Here is a 17,684-nt window from a genome sequence, read left to right as displayed (position 1 = left end):
TAATGAAACAATGTGCAGAGCAGGGTAAGGAAGTAAAATGGACAGTGCATAGCCAAGGTGCCATTATTTTTAACTCTGCTCTTGAGTATGTTAGAAAAAATAATCCGAGCTTAAGACTATTGAATCAACAAATCGTTGTGCATGCAGGGGGAACAAATACAACGAAGATAGGGAAAAATGCACAGCAGCTTGGTTTGAAAGTTAATTACACAAAAACCCGAACGAATCCCTTTGATATTGTCCCAAATATTGCTGCGAGACAAACTCCATTATCTGCAAGTAGTCTCGTTCGTTGTTGTAAATTCTTGGGATTAGTGATGAATGGAGAGGTCACAGAGAGCCCACATACATTACCCTATTTCGGTGTGGAATCTTATCGACGACAACTGATGATGTCTGGTAATAATATGGCTAGTAAACGTTTAAAAGATATTGATGAATATTTAAAGAACAAGGGTTAGATATATGGGCCTTATTAAAATGTATAAAGATGGCTTTCGAGGAAAGCCAGATTTTGCAAACTTGTTACATAATGTATTCCAGATAGATGACTTAGTGCTGTCATTTGAGTGTCCGAACAACATATATGAAGGACATGTATACCAAGATTTTATTGAATTACAACGGTTCAATATTGATTCAAAAGTAGAGCGGCATGAAAAGTTTATAAAATTGGCCACGATTTATTTCTCTTTTCAAAATAAAATAATAAATCCACTATTACCAATCAATAAACAAGGTGGTTTATATATTCGGTTAAGGATTAAATCTTCAGATAAATATATTACTAGTGTTAATGAACTATCTTCATTTATAGAGAAAGAGTACGTGGATTTTTATCATGCTGTAGAGTCACCTGACGGCTCTCGAAAAGGTGATCATACAGAGTTGATGAATGATGCCATTGCGTACGCAAATCATCGTTGGGGAATGGACCCGATAAACGAAGAAAAAAAGAGAGCGAAAGAAGAGTTCCTTGTAGGAGAGTTTCTTCGTGGTTACCCTCCAATCAAATGCCAAGATATCAAGATTGGTGAAAATACATTTTCAAAATATGTAGAAGGAAATTTGGAGTATAAAAAAGACTATCGAAGAGTGTACAATTTGCCTATCAAAAATGAGTTTTACTTTAGTATTGAATTTTTATATGAAATCGAGCCTATGTTTGCTCAAAAAAAGTTTTTAGATTGGGTAAGACACGCGGATGAAATCTTTGAAAAAAATGTTTTAGAGTTGCTAGCACTGTCTCCGCTTATTGATTCACATACTACCTCCAAATCCGAAAGGTTGACAAAAAAAAGTTGATCCAGAGCGTTCATACTTAACTTAAAGAAAAAAGCCCGCGAAAAATGCTTTCACGGGCGAAAAAAGGGCACCAAATTGGGTGTCTATTCATTTTGGAGGTGGTCGAACGTCCATATAAAACTGACAATAGGCTTGGTGAGAGGCTTACCACCAGCACGACCAACGAGGCTAAAGTTAACATTGTTGTAATGATTGTTAAAATGTTAATTCTTCAATCAATGTTTTCATTATCGTGAGTTTAAATTGTGAATGTGTTGCCTGCGTGTATTTTTACTCTGTGAAATTCCGTTTTTGACAATAAGACATATTATAAATCTTGTGTTGGTTATTTGATTTGGTTATATAAAACTCAACATACTTAATCCTTAACTGTTCATATTCACACTTAATGAGACACAATAACCCTCTGTTTGTTAAGTGATTGTGTGTTTTTTAACGCATTGGTATTGAACAAAAAGCGACCTAAGCCGCTCTTGTGCATTTTGATAAGTTTACTTATCAGTCGTTTTAGATTTCTTCGTGCTTATGGACTAGGCCGAAGTCAGCTAAAATGGCATACGCAGCAGGGATCATAAACAACACCAGCAGAGTGGATGCGAAAATACCAAACACGATAGAGATAACCAGTGGTTGGATAACCTGTGCTTGCAAACTGGTTTCAGTCAGTAACGGAAGCAAACCTGCTGCAGTGGTCATTGATGTCAGGAATACTGCTCTAAAGCGTTCCCGACTGGCTTTGACTACTGAGTCGTGCACATTATCCCCTTCATCGACATGATGGCGTATGTACTGAACTAACAGAATCGAGTCATTCACCACAATCCCCGCTAGTGAGACAAAGCCCATCATACTCGGCATACTTAATGAGTGACCGAGTAGGATGTGTCCCCATACCACGCCAATAAAGGCGAGTGGAATCGCAAGCATGACGACGAATGGTTCCAAATAACTGCGGAATTGGTAACTCAGAATCGCAAACACGCCAAATAAACCAAGCAAGAAGCCTTTACCCATTGATGCGCCAGTTTCAGCGGTATCTTTGGCTTCGCCTTCAAAATCAAAGCGAAGACCAGGATACTTTTGCATAAGCTTTGGCGCCTCATCCTGTTGGAACTGACGAATAATGGCGGTTGAGTTGGCTTTCGTATTGTTGATATCGCCGAATACGCTCACAGTCCTCAAGCCATCAATGCGCTGGATTCTTACGTAATTACGTTGGAAATCCAAAGTCGCAATGGTTGCGAGGGGGATTTGACTGCCATCGGACAAGATAATCGGAAAGTTTGCCAATTGCTGTAAGTCACCGGCTTGTGCTTTATCGAGGCGAACTTCGATTGAAATGTTTTCTACCCCAACTTGGATCTCGTCTGCGGTTTGGCCAAAGAAAGCTGCACGCAATTGATTGGCGATGAGTTGGCCGTTAATCCCGTAAGCTTCTGCGCCCGGACGCAGTTTTACCAAGACTTCTTCTTTACCCATACGCATGTCATCCAACACGCCATGGACACCGTCAAACTCATTTAAGTATTGTTGAATGTCGATAGAGGCGGCTTTGAGCGCATCCAGTTCATCATGCTTCGCTCGAATTTCAATCGCTCGTCCACCCGGCCCCATGGTCGGTTGTTTAAATACCAGCGAGATAGGATCGGCAAGTTCACCAATGTCTTCACGCCATGCGTCGATAAATTCATCGATGAGTGTGTTACGACTCTCGGCGCCCAGCAAATCCAGACGTACCGTGGCAATGTGAGGGCCAGATTCATTCGCGTCGGCGTTAGCGTTGAATTGACTGGTAATGTGTAGAACCAATGGATTGCCGTCTTCCACTTTCTCTGTCCATTCTTTATCTAGCTTTTGAGCGGAAGCGACGATCTTATCGACGACAGCTTCCGTTTGAGACAGAGAAGAACCCGGAGGAAGAATAATACGCGCTTCTGCAATGTCGCCATCCAATTCAGGGAAGGGTTGGAACTTGAGTAAACCACCTACTAACGTGGCCGCGGAGATAAGAAGCAAGGCAACCACACCGCCCATAAAGGCATAGCGATACTCGACCACTTTATCTACTGCGTTGACCAAGGTGGTGTTGCGGAAGTTTTCAAAAGAAGCGAGCAGCTTTTGTTTGAACTTCGGTGTTTTTCGCTCTTGCTTTTGTTTGTGTAGTGAGTGAGAAAGGTGGTTAGGTAGAATCAAGAAGGCTTCCACCAAACTTAAACTCAGTACGAGGATCAGAACTTGAGGAACCGCTTTAAGTACCGCACCCATTTCACCTTGCAAAAATAACAAGCTACCGAAAATACACACCGTAGTTAAAAAGGAAGAGATGACCCCCGGCAGTACCTTTTTCACTCCTTTTATCACGGCATCATCGATCTCTTCTCCTCGGTCGAGGTGAGCGGCAATCGATTCGGCAATAACGATGGCGTCATCCATCATGATACCGATGGCCATGAGTAACCCGACCAAAGACATGATGTTGATGGACAGGCCAAGTTGCGCCATCAAAAATAACCCACCTAAGAAGGCAACAGGTAAACCAGCTGCGACCCAAAAAGAGTAGCGAAAACTAAAGAACAACCACATGGTGGCGAAGACCAGAATGATACCTTGCCAACCGTTTTTGACCATCATGGTCAGGCGATCCCAAAGCACGGATGAAAGGTCATTGGTCATTTGTAGCATCACACCGTCTGGCGCGATGGCTTGTTGTTCTTCGACAAATTGAGCAACACGTTCTTTAATGCGCAGTGCATCGTCTTCTTTGTTTTTGCTGACTTTTAGTAGGGCAGAAGGGTGACCATCGAAGAGGACTTTCTGTTCGTCCAATTCAAACCCGTCGGTAATCGTCGAAATATCTCTTAGACGGATGATTGAGCCATTTGTACCAGAGCCCACGACGATAGTCTCAAGCTCTTCCGGCGTCACGCGTCGTTCGTCAAAGCGGATCAGAAAGTTCTTATCTGGCGTTTCGACATTACCACTTGGCAACTTGACGTTTTGACGACCAATCTGGTCCGCAATATCACCAACACTCAAACCAAGTTGTCGGATAGCTTGAGTGTCTAACTCTACTCGGTATTGGTGGTCAGAGAAGCCAGCAACTTCAACCAAAGAGACATCGTAATCGATTTTTAACGTGCGTTTAAGCTGTTCGGCATACGCTTTTAGCTCTGGCCATGTGGTATCTGCGGTGATGGCGACATCCACAACTGGCTCGTTCCAATCGAGCTCTTGGACCACAGGAGATTCAATCTCTTGTGGGAAGTCGTTTATCGAGTTGATCTGGGTTTGAACATCAACCAGCATGCGGCCGATGTCGGCTTCTTCATTCAGTTTTAAGATAAGACGCGCAGAACCCTCAATCGCTTCACACTGAGTTTCTTTGATGTTGGCAAGGCCATCGACAGCATCTTCCATTCGGATACAGATGCTCTCTTCTACCTCTTGAGGGGAAGCGCCGGGGTAAACCACACCAGCTAGGATGTAGGGCGGATCAAACTCAGGAAAAGTTTCACGCTTAATCGTGGAAAGTGAAGAAATCCCCAATATCAGCAGCGTTAGCATCAGCAAGTTGGCTGCTGTTGGATGCTTGGCGAAGAATCGGATCATGAATCAGACTCCTCAATAGCCGTTTCTGACTGTTCAGGTGACTCTTTCAATAGCATGCCGTTAATCGCAGGCAGCAAATCGTTGATGATCAGCTTCTGACCTTGCTCTAGTTCACCATCGATCACCACTTGGTTATTGCGACGATATAACACTTCAACCGTGACGACTTGCAGACGGTTGTCATCTCCCATCAGGTAAATCTTATCGCCATGAAGCGCACGCTCTGGGATGACCCAACTCGGGTTCTCTTGTCCCTCAATCAAGGCACGCACAAACATGCCGTTCACCAATGGAGGCGCAGACGTTGGGTTTAATGCACGGTAGTCTTGTTCAATTTCCAGAATCACACCGGCAGTCGCTTGGCTTGGATCAACCGTTTCACTGATGCGTGCAACTTTCGCAGGCCAGCTTGCAGAGAGGTTACCGCTGCTGAGTTCAATGTTGGCATGAATCGCATTCATATCAGGTTGTGGAATACCAGATTCATCGCGGACAAACTCACCGATGCTCGCCGCCAAAGTTTGCATGTCATGAATGGATAGTTGAGCTTCCACTTCCATGACATCAATACCATGTCCTGTCACCATGGTTTGTTGGAGGTTAACCACTTGCTTTTTCTCAATTTCTACGTCAGCAATACGCAAATCGTAAGGAAGCGTGATGATGGTCTTATCAAGCGAGCGTTCGGCCTCATCCACTTTTGATGCATTAACTTTAACTAGGGCTTCCGCGACTCGTTTCTCATCCGGCATCAAACCAATTTGATTTTCAATATCCAGTACTAACTTACGTTGAGAGAGTGCGCTTTGCTCTTGCTGATCTACATCCGATTGAGACGTTAGGCCTTTTTTACGTAGGTTTTGCTTACGGTCTAACTCTTTGTTGGCGATAACCAGACGGTTGGCTTCTATCTTGAGGGTGCTTTTGAGATTCGCTTCTTCTTGGTTCAGCTTAGCCAGAGAGGTTTGGGCAGATTTGAGATCGGCTTGAGCTTGAACCAGTTTCAACTCGTAATCGAGCGGGTCGATGCGCAAGATTTCTGTCCCTGCTTGCAACACTTGTCCTTTTTCCAGTTGCGGATGGCGGTAGACCACTTTACCCGTCACTTCGGCTATCGCTTTCCATTCCACTTTTGGGGTGATCTTGCCAAACCCTATGGCTACTGGAGCAATGGCTTTTAGCTCAAGTGGAATCGTCTCGACCAACCGTGCACGATCTCCAGAGGGTTTTACGGGCAAATCTGGTTTGAGGCTAATCGCCAAAAACAGAATGACGACCCCCACCGCAAGAGCAGGAAAGAACAGCAGCTTTTTATTTACTTTCATATTGGTCGCCCGAGTCTAAAAATCCATGTTTCATCAGTTGTATGTTGTGTTCGAATAATCGGTTCAAGAAGGCTTCAGAAAGTTCAATGCCATGAATGGCGAGCAGTGCTGGTGGTGCCATAAAAGGAAACACCATCAAGCTGATGTAAGAGACGCGACAAAGTTGAGGGTCGGCGTCTTTTCGTAAAACGCCACTGTCGATCAACTTATCAAAGATCACGCCTTGCATTGGCTTGCTGATATCTGCGAAGACTTTTTCGAGCAGTTTGCGTTGGGTTTCCGATGGGGGCATATTCATAACTTGGGCAACTAAGCGTGGGAACTGTGGTACCTTGATCATTTCGCGGTAGTAGGTGCGCATTAGATCGAGAAAGTTTTGCTCGTTACTGTTGGATACCAACGTCTGCATCTGCTTTTGCATCGGTGACAGTGTTTCGCGCAACATGGTCTCGAACAAGCCTTCTTTGTTGCCAAAGTAGTAACGAATCATCGCCACGTTCACGCCTGCTTTCTGCGCGACTAGGCGAGTAGAGACCTTGTCATAAGCCATAATGGTGAAGAGTTCGCGCGCGTGGAAAATCAGTTTTTCCCGTGCGTCGATATTATCTGTGGGTCTTCCCGCCCTTCGATGCGCTTCCGTCACAATCTTCTCTCAAAATATTAAACATTTGATTAATTATAAGACGCTGATTTCTCATGCGACATGTGAAAAATTAATCAGTATTTAATCAAGTGATTAATTTGTGATGAAGAGAAGTAAAAAAGAGCAGAAAGAACTGCTCTTTGAACAAATAGAAAAGTATTTACTTAGGAAGAACGGTCTTGTGAGGCTAGCTCACCCCCAACTTAACACACTCCAATTCGGTCTGTTGGCGTGTTCTTTTAGTTGTGGGCATGGATTTACCAGATAAGCGTAGTTCGCGTATTCACAAAGCGGTAAATCGTTGATTGAATCGGTATAGAAATGGATTTCGGAATAACGCTCAGGCTGATTTTCTAGCCACTGTTTTAATCGCGTGACTTTGCCTTCACGATAACTCGGGATACCGTCGATTTCAGCAGTATAACGGTTGTTTTTCTCGATTAAATCAATTCCGAGTGCGGTTGGAATATTAAGACGGCGACCAACGGCTTCCACCAAAAAAGTGACGCTGGCAGAGATGATAACCATATCTATACCATCACGAGACAGTTGCTCAATCAGGGTTTTGGCTTGAGGGAACTGTTTAGGCAAAATATGGCTTTCAACACATTCTTCAACCAAGGCGTTTACTTCTTCAATCGGCATGTTTTCTAGTGGCTTCATGGAGAACGCTAGGTAATCTTCCATGTCCATTTTGCCTTCAGAGTACAAGGCCATTAGACGCTGATCTTCCATAATAAATAAAGGATCAGTCGCGATGCCTTTCTCAACCATAAACTCGTTCCAAATCATTGCGCAGTCAGCGTTTATTAGGGTTTCATCCATATCAAAAACATACAAAGGTTTGGACATGTTTAGGCTCTCACTGGTTGAATTTCGTTTAGGTTAAAGAGTAGCTCTAGTTGGCTGCCATTCGCTAGTAAGCGTTCTGAAGAGCGGTTAAGCAAGTCAACAGTGAGCTCACACTCTTCAACGTTCACTTGATAGCGAATAACATTACCTAGAAGCTGGTGGTTGGTGATCGTACCTACTTGTGGCGCTGAGATGTGGCTATCATATTGACGACCTTGCTCTTTTACATATATAGACTCTGGGCGAATCGCTACTTTCCATTCGGTATCAATGTTGAAGAGTTGCTTGGCTTTATTGGCCTCTACAAGGTTGTAGTGCCCCATGAAACCGGCCACAAACTCGTTAGCAGGATGAGTATAAATTTCTTCAGGTGTTCCTGCTTGAACAATTTCTCCTTTACTCATTAGGAAGATACGATCAGACATAATCATCGCCTCTTCTTGGTCATGAGTTACGAAGATAGTGGTGAGATTCATCTCTTTCTGAATGTCTCGGATTTGCTGACGAAGGTGTTTGCGGATTTTGGCATCAAGCGCAGAAAGTGGTTCATCAAGCAATAATATGCGAGGTTTCACCACCAACGCTCGAGCGAGTGCGACACGCTGGCGCTGACCGCCAGAAAGTTGATGCGGATAGTGTTTTTCTTTACCTGCCAGATCCACCAGTTTGATGACTTTAGCCACTTCACGTCGAATATCATCATTCTCAAGCTTTTTCATTTTTAAGCCAAATGCAATGTTGCCTTCGACGGTCATATTGGGAAACAGCGCATACGATTGAAAGACCATCCCAATACCACGTTCTTGCGGGACTTGATGCGTGATATCTTCTCTGTTTACCCAAATCTCGCCTCCATCGACAGGGTTAAGCCCAGCAAGGCTGCGAAGTAGTGTCGATTTACCACAACCGCTAGGGCCCAAAAGCGTAATGAATTCACCTTGCTCGATGTTAAAGTGAATATCCTCAAATACGGTGTTATCACCAAAACGTTTAGTTAGATTTTTCGCTGTTACGTAGCTCATTGTTTGACTCCTCGGCTGAAACGACTTGCCAACCAAGTCAGTAAAAAAATAAATAGGAAGTAGGTCATCACTAAGGCAGACGTAAAGTGGCCGCTCGTCTGACGCATGTTATACAAGTAGATTTGCAGGGTTTCATAACGTGTGCCGACTAAAATATTGGCGAACACAAACTCTCCCAATAGAAATGAAAATGAAAGGAAAAGCGATGCCATCAGTCCTTTTTTGAGGTTAGGTAAAATGACCATCAAAAACGCTTTGGTTGTGCTTGCCCCTAGCAAGTGTGCAGCGTCCATTAAATCGTTAAGGTTAATTGCTTCGAAGCTATTAGAAATCGCACGATACATGAACGGTAACGCGATGGTGAAGTAAGTACCTACTAGAATCCAAGGAGTACCGATAAGGGAGATTTCACTGTCAGCATAAAGTTGAAGCAAGCCGACGGAGGACACCACTGGTGGTACAGCGAATGGTAGCAAAATCAATACGTTCATGAGCTTATCCAGCTTCGGAAAGTAGTAAAACACCACGAATATCGCTGGCAGAACCAGAAGCACACTGAGGGTTAGCGAAGCAATACAAATAAACAGCGAACGCCCAAACGCTTGCAAAAAGCGTGGGTCGGTCAGCAATTTAACGTACCAATCAAAAGTGAAACCATCTGGAAGCACCGTGGCACCCCAGCGTGATGAAAGCGAATAGACAAAGGTCGCTAAAATCGGGATGAGCATGATCCCAACAATGGAATAAACCACCGTTTTATGGAATCGAGTATTAACGTTGTTCATGACTACTTCCTACCTGCATAGCTTTTCGAAATGAGCCATTGGTTAATCACTGTGATAAAGGCAAGTAACGCCATTAGAATCACCGAAATTGCAGCGGCGAGATTAGGTTCAAGGAACAGGTCTCCCGATACCAGACTCGCAATTCGAATTGTGATGACGTTATAGTTACCGGAGGTCAGCGCATAAACACTCGCATATGCGCCAATTGCGTTGGCTATTAAGATAATAAAGGTACCGAATAAGGCTGGTGAGAGCACTGGCAGCGCGATTTTCGCCCAATACTGTGATGTTTTGGCTCCCAGTAGCGCAGCAGCTGCTTGCCAATCATCGCTCAACGCGTCGAACGCAGGGTAGAGCAACAACACCGCCAGCGGGATTTGGAAGTAGATGTAAATGGCCAGCAGACCCCATTTACCATAAAGGTCGAAATCACCGAGTAAGCCATACTGCTTGAGCAAAAGGGTAATCGCCCCATTGGTGCCCAAAATAATGATAAAAGCGAATGACAGAGGTACGCCTGCAAAGTTGCTGCTCATGTTCGTAAACGCAATCACACCGTCGCGGACTTTAGAATCGACTCTGCGCAGAGAAGAGACCAACAGAGTCGCAATGGCTAAGCCAAAAATGCTCGACCATACAGCTAACCACAAACTGTTGCCAAACGCCTGCATCATAAAGGCGGAGTCGAGCACTTCAATGTAGTTATCGAAGGCAAACTCGCCATCGTAGATAAAGCTGTTTAACAGTACCCAAATCATCGGTGCGAGTTGAAATAGATAGAAAAACAGTGCGAAAGGCGCCAACCAAATGGCTGGCTTAAAGCGCTTTAACCAAGTACTTGCCAAATTTGAACGTGATTCGCTAGAGCTTGGAGAGAGGACTGAACTGCTCATAGTGCTAACAATTCCTGAGTGTATGGCTTCGTGTGGTCAAGGTTTAGCAATTGACAAACGGTGCCACAAATATCAGTTTGCTTAATATGGCAATCTTGATGGGTAAACTTATCACCAATGACAAACAGGGGAACTTCTCGCTCTTCAGGCAAAATCCCACCGTGAGAAAGATCGTTGTTCATGCCATGATCGCTGGTCACAATGATTTGATACCCATCAGCAAGCCATTGTTCGATGTAGTTGGAAAGAATAATGTCTGCACCTCGCGCACAATTGCGGTATTGGCGAGAGTCTAGGCCAAACTTATGTCCTGTATCGTCGATATTCATCGGATGGATCAATAAGAAATCAGGTTGATAGTTGCGACGTAAATACTCTGCGTCCAGGAACAAGGCTTCATCAGGATAATGATCCCAATGGTAAAAGCAGCCATGCTGGATATTCAGGGTTTCATCATGCGTGAAACGATCGCGAACAGGTTCAAATGGTGTGCGATTATAAAGCTCACTTACCCAATGGTAGGCAGCCGCAGCGGTCACTTTTCCTTGGGCTTTTGCCAAACTGAAAATGGAATCGTGTTTGGATAGACGAACGATATTGTTGTTTACGATGCCGCTTTCTACAGGGCGAACGCCCGTTAAAATGCACTCATAAAGTGGGCGAGACATAGAGGGCAGCTCACACTGCACAGGATAAAGCGTTGCGCGAGTTTCTTGTTGGGAACGACTTTGTTCTAGAAGACCATTGAGGTAGCCCATGCAATCACGGGCTACCTGATAGTTCAGTCCATCTAGAACAACAAGGATGACCTTATTGCTCATAACGACTTACTCTTATTGCTGGTGGATTAAGACACTTTCTTGCCATTGACGTGGCAGCTTACGTGCGGACTTTTCCCAAGCTGAGAAGTCAGTCACTGGGTGAACATTGCTGTATTGGTCATTAGCAATTAGCTTGTCTTGCACTGCTTGAGGCAGTGTGATGTTGGTGCGGATTGGACGCGCATAACCTTCTGCTAAGTTGATTTGCCCTTGATCGCTGAAGATGTATTCACGAGCAAGCTTTGCTGCATTAGGGTTCTTCGCGTATTTATTGATTATGGTTGTATAACCAGAAATCACAGAGCCATCTTGAGGAATGCTCACTGTAAAGCGGTCGCGGTCAATTTTGTCGCGGTAGTTCAATGCATTGAAGTCCCACATGATCGCCACTTCCACTTCGCCTTTTTCTAGGTTGGCGATGTTCGGATCGGTAAATGAAAGACGACCTTGCTTCGCGAGTTCAGAAAAGAATTTGAGCGCAGGCTTGAGGTTGGATTCGTCCCCACCGTTGGCGAACGCTGCGGCGAGAACCGCGTTGTTTGCCTGTGCTGCTACGCCTACGTCACCTACGGTCACTTTGTAGTCGCCTTTTAATAGGTCATCCCACGTTTTTGGCGCGTCTTTTACGAGGTTATTGTTGGAGATAAAAGAAATAGTGCCAGTGTAAGCAAGTGCCCAATGACCATCTTCGTCTTTTGCCCAATCTGGGATGTCATTCCAAGTTGTTGGTTTATATGGCTGAGTGACGCCTTTTTTAACCGCTACACGTGCGAAGGCAAAGCCTACGTCACCAATGTCTGCGGTCGCGTTTTTCTTCTCAGCTTCGAATTTTGCGATTTCTTGAGCCGAGCTCATATCCGTGTCTTGGTGCTTAAGGTTGTAATTTGACTTTAAATCAGCCCAAGTGTCTTTCCAGTTTGCCCAACTGTCAGGCATACCCACACTGTAAACCGCCCCTTCTTTTTGTGCTGCAGCTACCAAAGATTCAATATCGGCTTCTTTCGCTACTGTTGGCGTAGCGAGCGTTACCGCAATGATTGCCGCTGGTGCGGTAATTGAACGACTTAGCAAAGTTTTCATTGTCTCCATCCTTCTGGACTAGGTCAGTAAGTTCGCTTTGTATGCTATGGATGGAATGTGACGATTTAGCGCAAGTAATTTGACAGTTTTGCTGATTTTATATGGCACTTATATTTCATACGTTCAGTATGTGTTCTGTTGATTAATGTCATATTTTTGTTACGTAAACGCCTTATGTTATTCGTCAAATTATCGTTGGACTAGATCAGAATGAGAGCGACAGGCACCGGACAATTTGGTACCCAATTAGGAAAAATTAGAAGCAGCTTAAAACAGCAGATTCTTTCCGGCATCATGTCGGAAGGACAAAAACTGCCGTCAGAGAGAGAGCTCAGTGAGCTGTTTTCTACGACTCGAATCACTATCAAAGATGCGTTGGTGTCTTTGGAAACGGAAGGTCTTATTTATCGAGAAGAGCGCCGGGGTTGGTATGTATCTCCTGAGCGTATCTGTTACAACCCGTTGTCTCGTTCTCACTTCCATCAGATGATTCGAGAGCAGCATCGTATTGCAGAAACTAAGCTACTCAACGTGCGAAGTGAAATGGCCGCAGGTGAGTATGCCAAATCGTTAGAGGTTGAGCGAATTACCCCAATTTATGTGATTGAACGGTTACGTTTTATTGATGGGCGAGCGGTATTGTTTGTTGAGAACGTGCTCAAAGCGGCACTGTTTGAGGGTATATTGTCTGAGAACCTCACCATGTCCCTGACGGGCATTTATCGTGAGAAGTATGGTTACGAGACAAAGCGCTCTCGTTTTGATGTGATTCCCACGTCAGCTCCTGCTCATGTCGCTAAGGCGTTGAACCTAGCTGAAGGACAACCCGTTCTGAAAATTCGGCGGGTAAACTACAAACAAGATGGGCATTTAATGGACTGCGAATTCGAGTATTGGCGTCCAGACGCAGTGATGATTCGCATTGATAGTGTAGGATAAAGCGCAGAATTAAAAAGAGCCCAATGAAGGGCTCTTTTTCGCATATTGGTTAGAGAGGCGGTTTAAACGAGGCCTTGCTCTTTTGCCATTCTGCTTGCAATGCCGGGTGCTTTCCAAATGCTTGGCAGCAAAATGAAAGACACAGGCACGGCAGTAATTACAATGAAAGACTGCAATGCAGAAATACCACCAGAGCCCATTGAGATAAGCGCAATAGCGACAATACCCATAATCAGCCCCCAGAACGAGCGAATCACTGCGTTTGGTTCTGTTGAGCCCGTCATCACTACACTGATTGTGTAAGTCATCGAGTCACCCGTCGTCACGATAAATGTTGTCGTTAAGATCAGGAACAGAACCGAAATGATCATTGGGTAAGGTAATTCACCAGTAATCGCTAGCAGTGCTGCGGGCAAGTTAAAGCCTTCAAACGCAGATGAAATCAAACCAGGGTTATCAAGTTCAAACGCAAGGCCACTGCCACCAACGATACTAAACCAGAAGCAAGTAATCAGCGGTGCCGCGATGCTAATAGACATGATTAATTGGCGAATTGTACGACCACGAGAGATACGAGCAATAAAGATCGCCATCATTGGGCCATAACCGATAAACCAACCCCAGAAGAATACTGTCCACCAACTTAGCCAGCCTGTATCACCACGGTAAAGTGCCATAGGGAAGAAGTTATCCACCATACGACCAACGCCTTGCACGTAGCCATCAACGATAAAGCTTGTCGGCCCGAAGAACAGGATGTAACCAATTAACAGTACAGACAAAATGATGTTGTAACGACTGACGATTTGAATACCCTTGCTCAAACCGCTCAGTGCGGAAAGGGTATACATCAGGATCGCCGCCATAATAACCATACTTTGCGTTACGAACGTATCTGGCAGGCCAAACAATGAGTTTAGCGCGTAGCTAATTTGTAAACCTAAGAAGCCGATAGGACCGATGGTTCCTGCCGCTACGGCAATGATGCTACATGCGTCAGCAACATCACCAATCCAGCCTTTAATGGCTTTATCACCAAACACAGGGTAAAGCAGAGTACGCGGCTTAAGAGGCAGGCCTTTATCGTAATGCAAGTGCATTAAGACAATGGAAGATAGACCACCAAGGATCGCCCAAGCTAAGAAGCCCCAGTGCATAAAAGACTGAGATAGGGCATTGATTGCGGCAGTTTTCGGTGAGGCTTCCCCATATAGAGGCGGAGCAGTCACAAAGTGCGCGATAGGCTCAGCAGCGGCCCAGAACACACCACCACCTGCAAGTAGAGTACAGAGTACGATTGACAACCACTTAAAGTTATCAATATCAGGTTTCGCTAGACCACCTAGGCGCACATAACCAGTGCGACCAAACGCAAGAGCCAAACCAATTAGGAAATTCAGAAGAAGCAGTACTTGCCAGTAAGCTCCGAAATATTTAGTAGCAAAGCCGAAGCCGGTGTTAACCATTGCGGTTAGAGAGTCGGTATTCGTTAGAGCAAGTAAAACGAATAGAGTGAGGAAGCTACCACTTAACCAAAAGACAGGATTGGTGAGTTCGAGGCGCTTGAGTAAAGATGGGGGATGAATAGCAGAATAGTCAGCATCCTGAATAGGCGCTGTGTGGGAGGCGGCATTCGTCATATTTGACATAATTACTTCGCTTTTTAGGGCTATGAAGCCGTGCATTTCCCCTCACATCGTTTCAACGAAAAGTGTGAGGATGTTCAAAAAGCCGATGATGTTAACATGTCGAAGTTGCAAATATAACCTTAGATTTCGATTAATTTTTAACAGGTTAGCCAAGTTGCTGATTTTTGGGTAGAGATCAAAAGAAAGAGTTTTTACGTGAAATGCACCGCATTTCGTATGTAATTAACATTTCCCTTGTTTTTGCATGGGATTGTCAGGATTACATTGAGAAAACATGTTTTTCCCAAGCTAAGGTGTCACTCGATGGCTCACTTCGAACTTAACGGGCAGTGGATGCTTACCTCGCCACAGCGTCCCAATCTTGAAATTCCAATGTTTATTCCGGGCGATAATGTGTCGGCGCTTTTACAAGCAGAGCAGATTCCAGATCCTTATTTTGCCGATAATGAAAACAAAGCTCGATGGACTGAAGAGTGTGAGTGGCATATCTCACGTGAGTTTGACGTCGACGCGTTTACGTTGTCTGCCAAGCAAATTTGGATGACGCTAACTCGTGTAGATACCTTGGCAACCTTCTATGTTAATGATGAGTTAGCACTAACTTGCAGCAACATGTTTACCCAGCAACGTGTGGATATTAAACCGCATTTAAAGCAAGGTACTAACACGATTCGGGTTGAGTTTGCTCGGGTGGATTTAGAAGGTATCGCAAGAGCAAAAAAACTGCCATTTCCTATTCCATCGGCAATGGGCAACAACCAAATTCCACACATGAACTTGATCCGCAAAACACAATGCCATTCCGGATGGGACTGGGGCATTTGCTTGATGGTATCGGGTATTTACGACCCCATTCAAATCGACATTGTGAATGAGCTTTGGCTCAAAGGCTTCTCGACAGAGCAGCAATGGCAAGCCGATGGGAGTGTGTTTCTTGATGTAGTAGTTGAAGTGGAAACGGACAGTCAACGCCATGAAATGATGGTTGAATTTAATGGTGAGCGTCAATGTATTCAAACAAAAGGAAGTGGTCACTATCATTGCCAGTTCCACATTTTGGAGCCTCAACGCTGGTGGCCATCGGGTTATGGCGAAGCGTATCTCTATCCTATTACCATTTCTTGCAGAGAGCAAAAGTTAACGCACAACATTGGTTTGCGTCAGTTAACCCTAAATAACCAAGCTGATGAGCACGGCTCTGCAATGGAATTTATCGTCAATGGCGTACCGATTAATGCTAAAGGTGCCAACTGGATCCCTATTGACGCAATGCCGGGGCGAGAGTACGAAACACGTTATCGCAACCTTTTGCAAAGTGCGGTTGACGCCAACATGAACATGATTCGCGTATGGGGCGGTGGTCAGTACGAGAGTGAAACCTTTTATAACCTTTGTGATGAACTTGGCTTGTTGGTGTGGCAAGACATGATGTTCGCCTGCTCGTTGTACCCATCAAACGACGAGTTTTTAAAAGACGTAGAAGAAGAACTTAGATTCCAAATCCCGAGGCTTAAGAAGCACCCATCAATCGCACTTTGGTGTGGTGACAATGAAGTGATTGGAGCTATTGGTTGGTATGACGAATCTAAGCGCAGCAAAGTCAAATACACGGTTAACTACGATCGCCTCAACCGCATGATTGAGAAGGAGATTACCGAGCAAGATAGCACTCGCCGTTTCTGGCCAAGTTCCCCATGTAATGGTGAACTGGATTTCGGTGATGCGTGGCATGATGATAGTAAAGGCGATATGCACTTTTGGGACGTTTGGCATTCAGGAAAATCATTCAGTGCCTACATTGACGTGAATCCTCGTTTTTGCTCTGAGTTTGGTTTTCAATCTTGGCCATCTTTTGCTGAAGTTAAGCGGTTTGTCCCTGAGCAAGACTGGAATATTACATCCCCAACTTTCGAACAACATCAGAAGAACCCGCGTGGTAATAGTATTATAACAGAGATGTTCACGCGCTATTTTCGTTTTCCCTCTGGATTTGAGAGCATGCTGTATTTAAGTCAAGTTCAGCAGGCAATCGCGATCAAAACTGCATGCGATCATTGGCGTGCCATTTCTCCAGTTTGTCGCGGCATGCTGTACTGGCAACTCAACGATAACTGGCCTGTCAGCTCTTGGTCTAGTTTGGAATACAGTGGTCGATGGAAGCAGTTGCACTACCATGCGAAGCGATTTTTTGCGCCACAGTATTTGGTATTTTCCGAGCATACAGGCAAGTTGAGCCTACATTTGCTCAATGATGCCAAAGAGTCCGCAAGCGTCAACGCACTGCTTAAGTGGGTAGATTGGCAAGGGGAAGAAAAGCAATGTTGGAGCTTAGAACAAACAGTCATAGCAGACAGCAATACGATTTTGTGGCAGTTGGATGAATTGATCGAGAAGGATGAACTTACGTCAGGCTTCTTCTATGTTGAAGCGCAAATCGGTGAAGACAGAATAAGCAACACATGGTTTAGTACTCACGAGCTAAAAACCTTGCCGATAGCGAAAGCCAATATAGGTGTCTCTATTGAAGGGAGGAAAATTACATTGATTGCGGATAAGCCTGCGTTTTTTGTTCATTTGGAGAGTGATGCTGATGGAAGGTTCAGTGACTCTAGTTTTACTCTGTTGGCCAAGGTTCCAATGACGGTTGAGTATTTAGGTGATGATGTTTCAGGTATGCAGCAGTCGTTGAGGGTATGCCACCTTAATGATTAAAGCGGGCATAGAACATCTACATGCTGATAACTAAAAAGGGAGCGTTTGC

General features: G+C 44.7%; 14 protein-coding genes. 4 read left to right on the top strand and 10 right to left on the bottom strand.

Annotated features, from left to right (window positions below; translation table 11 throughout):
* Positions 1-2: 2 nt before the first annotated feature.
* Positions 3-461, top strand: a complete 459-nt coding sequence (locus R7093_RS08325; protein WP_318146607.1) for a hypothetical protein — start codon at positions 3-5, stop codon at positions 459-461.
* A 4-nt stretch (positions 462-465) separates the two neighbouring features.
* Positions 466-1,305 (top strand): hypothetical protein, encoded by an 840-nt coding sequence (locus R7093_RS08320; RefSeq protein ID WP_025767990.1) that lies wholly within the window; start codon positions 466-468, stop codon positions 1,303-1,305.
* Positions 1,306-1,812: 507 nt separating this feature from the next.
* Here the strand turns inward: R7093_RS08320 and R7093_RS08315 are convergent.
* The 9 genes from R7093_RS08315 to R7093_RS08275 all read right to left on the bottom strand — a co-directional run bounded on the left by R7093_RS08315 (position 1,813) and on the right by R7093_RS08275 (position 12,335).
* Positions 1,813-4,914 carry an efflux RND transporter permease subunit gene (locus R7093_RS08315; RefSeq protein WP_065275149.1) on the bottom strand — a complete coding sequence of 1,034 codons (3,102 nt, stop codon included), beginning with the start codon at positions 4,912-4,914 and terminating at the stop codon, positions 1,813-1,815.
* A complete protein-coding gene (locus R7093_RS08310; protein WP_053349324.1) occupies positions 4,911-6,239 on the bottom strand; it encodes an efflux RND transporter periplasmic adaptor subunit in 1,329 nt (442 codons plus the stop codon). The genes R7093_RS08315 and R7093_RS08310 overlap by 4 nt, the downstream gene beginning before the upstream one ends.
* Positions 6,226-6,882 (bottom strand): TetR/AcrR family transcriptional regulator, encoded by a 657-nt coding sequence (locus R7093_RS08305; protein WP_053349323.1) that lies wholly within the window; start codon positions 6,880-6,882, stop codon positions 6,226-6,228. Before R7093_RS08305 ends, R7093_RS08310 begins: the two co-directional genes overlap by 14 nt.
* A gap of 192 nt (positions 6,883-7,074) precedes the next feature.
* On the bottom strand, positions 7,075-7,734 hold the full coding sequence (locus tag R7093_RS08300; RefSeq protein WP_053304601.1) for an HAD family hydrolase: 660 nt from the start codon (positions 7,732-7,734) through the stop codon (positions 7,075-7,077).
* Between the two features lie 2 nt (positions 7,735-7,736).
* Entirely contained in the window at positions 7,737-8,756 is a 1,020-nt protein-coding gene (locus tag R7093_RS08295; RefSeq protein ID WP_318146606.1) for an ABC transporter ATP-binding protein, read from the bottom strand.
* Positions 8,753-9,541: an ABC transporter permease gene (locus R7093_RS08290; protein ID WP_017633567.1), complete on the bottom strand. Its 789-nt coding sequence runs from the start codon at positions 9,539-9,541 to the stop codon at positions 8,753-8,755. The genes R7093_RS08295 and R7093_RS08290 overlap by 4 nt, the downstream gene beginning before the upstream one ends.
* A 2-nt stretch (positions 9,542-9,543) precedes the next feature.
* On the bottom strand, positions 9,544-10,434 hold the full coding sequence (locus R7093_RS08285; protein WP_017633568.1) for an ABC transporter permease: 891 nt from the start codon (positions 10,432-10,434) through the stop codon (positions 9,544-9,546).
* Positions 10,431-11,255: an alkaline phosphatase family protein gene (locus R7093_RS08280; protein ID WP_213907141.1), complete on the bottom strand. Its 825-nt coding sequence runs from the start codon at positions 11,253-11,255 to the stop codon at positions 10,431-10,433. The genes R7093_RS08285 and R7093_RS08280 overlap by 4 nt, the downstream gene beginning before the upstream one ends.
* Positions 11,256-11,267: 12 nt before the next feature.
* The gene (locus R7093_RS08275; protein WP_005373851.1) at positions 11,268-12,335 is read right to left on the bottom strand and encodes an ABC transporter substrate-binding protein; all 1,068 of its coding nucleotides are present in this window, start codon (positions 12,333-12,335) and stop codon (positions 11,268-11,270) included.
* 210 nt (positions 12,336-12,545) lie between these two features.
* Here R7093_RS08275 and R7093_RS08270 point away from each other — a divergent pair, with 210 nt between their 5' ends.
* Positions 12,546-13,274 (top strand): UTRA domain-containing protein, encoded by a 729-nt coding sequence (locus R7093_RS08270; RefSeq protein ID WP_005387087.1) that lies wholly within the window; start codon positions 12,546-12,548, stop codon positions 13,272-13,274.
* 62 nt (positions 13,275-13,336) lie between these two features.
* On the opposite strand, the gene R7093_RS08265 is transcribed toward R7093_RS08270, so the two are convergent.
* Positions 13,337-14,923, bottom strand: coding sequence for a BCCT family transporter (locus R7093_RS08265; protein WP_005373846.1), 1,587 nt, complete (start codon positions 14,921-14,923; stop codon positions 13,337-13,339).
* A gap of 303 nt (positions 14,924-15,226) precedes the next feature.
* On the opposite strand from R7093_RS08265, the gene R7093_RS08260 reads away from it, so the two are divergent.
* Entirely contained in the window at positions 15,227-17,635 is a 2,409-nt protein-coding gene (locus R7093_RS08260; protein WP_318146605.1) for a beta-mannosidase, read from the top strand.
* Positions 17,636-17,684: the final 49 nt, after the last annotated feature.

Source organism: Vibrio sp. 1580 (assembly GCF_033340055.1).
The sequence above is the reverse complement of the archived record's forward strand: the minus strand, read 5'-3'. Positions and strand labels throughout refer to the sequence as shown.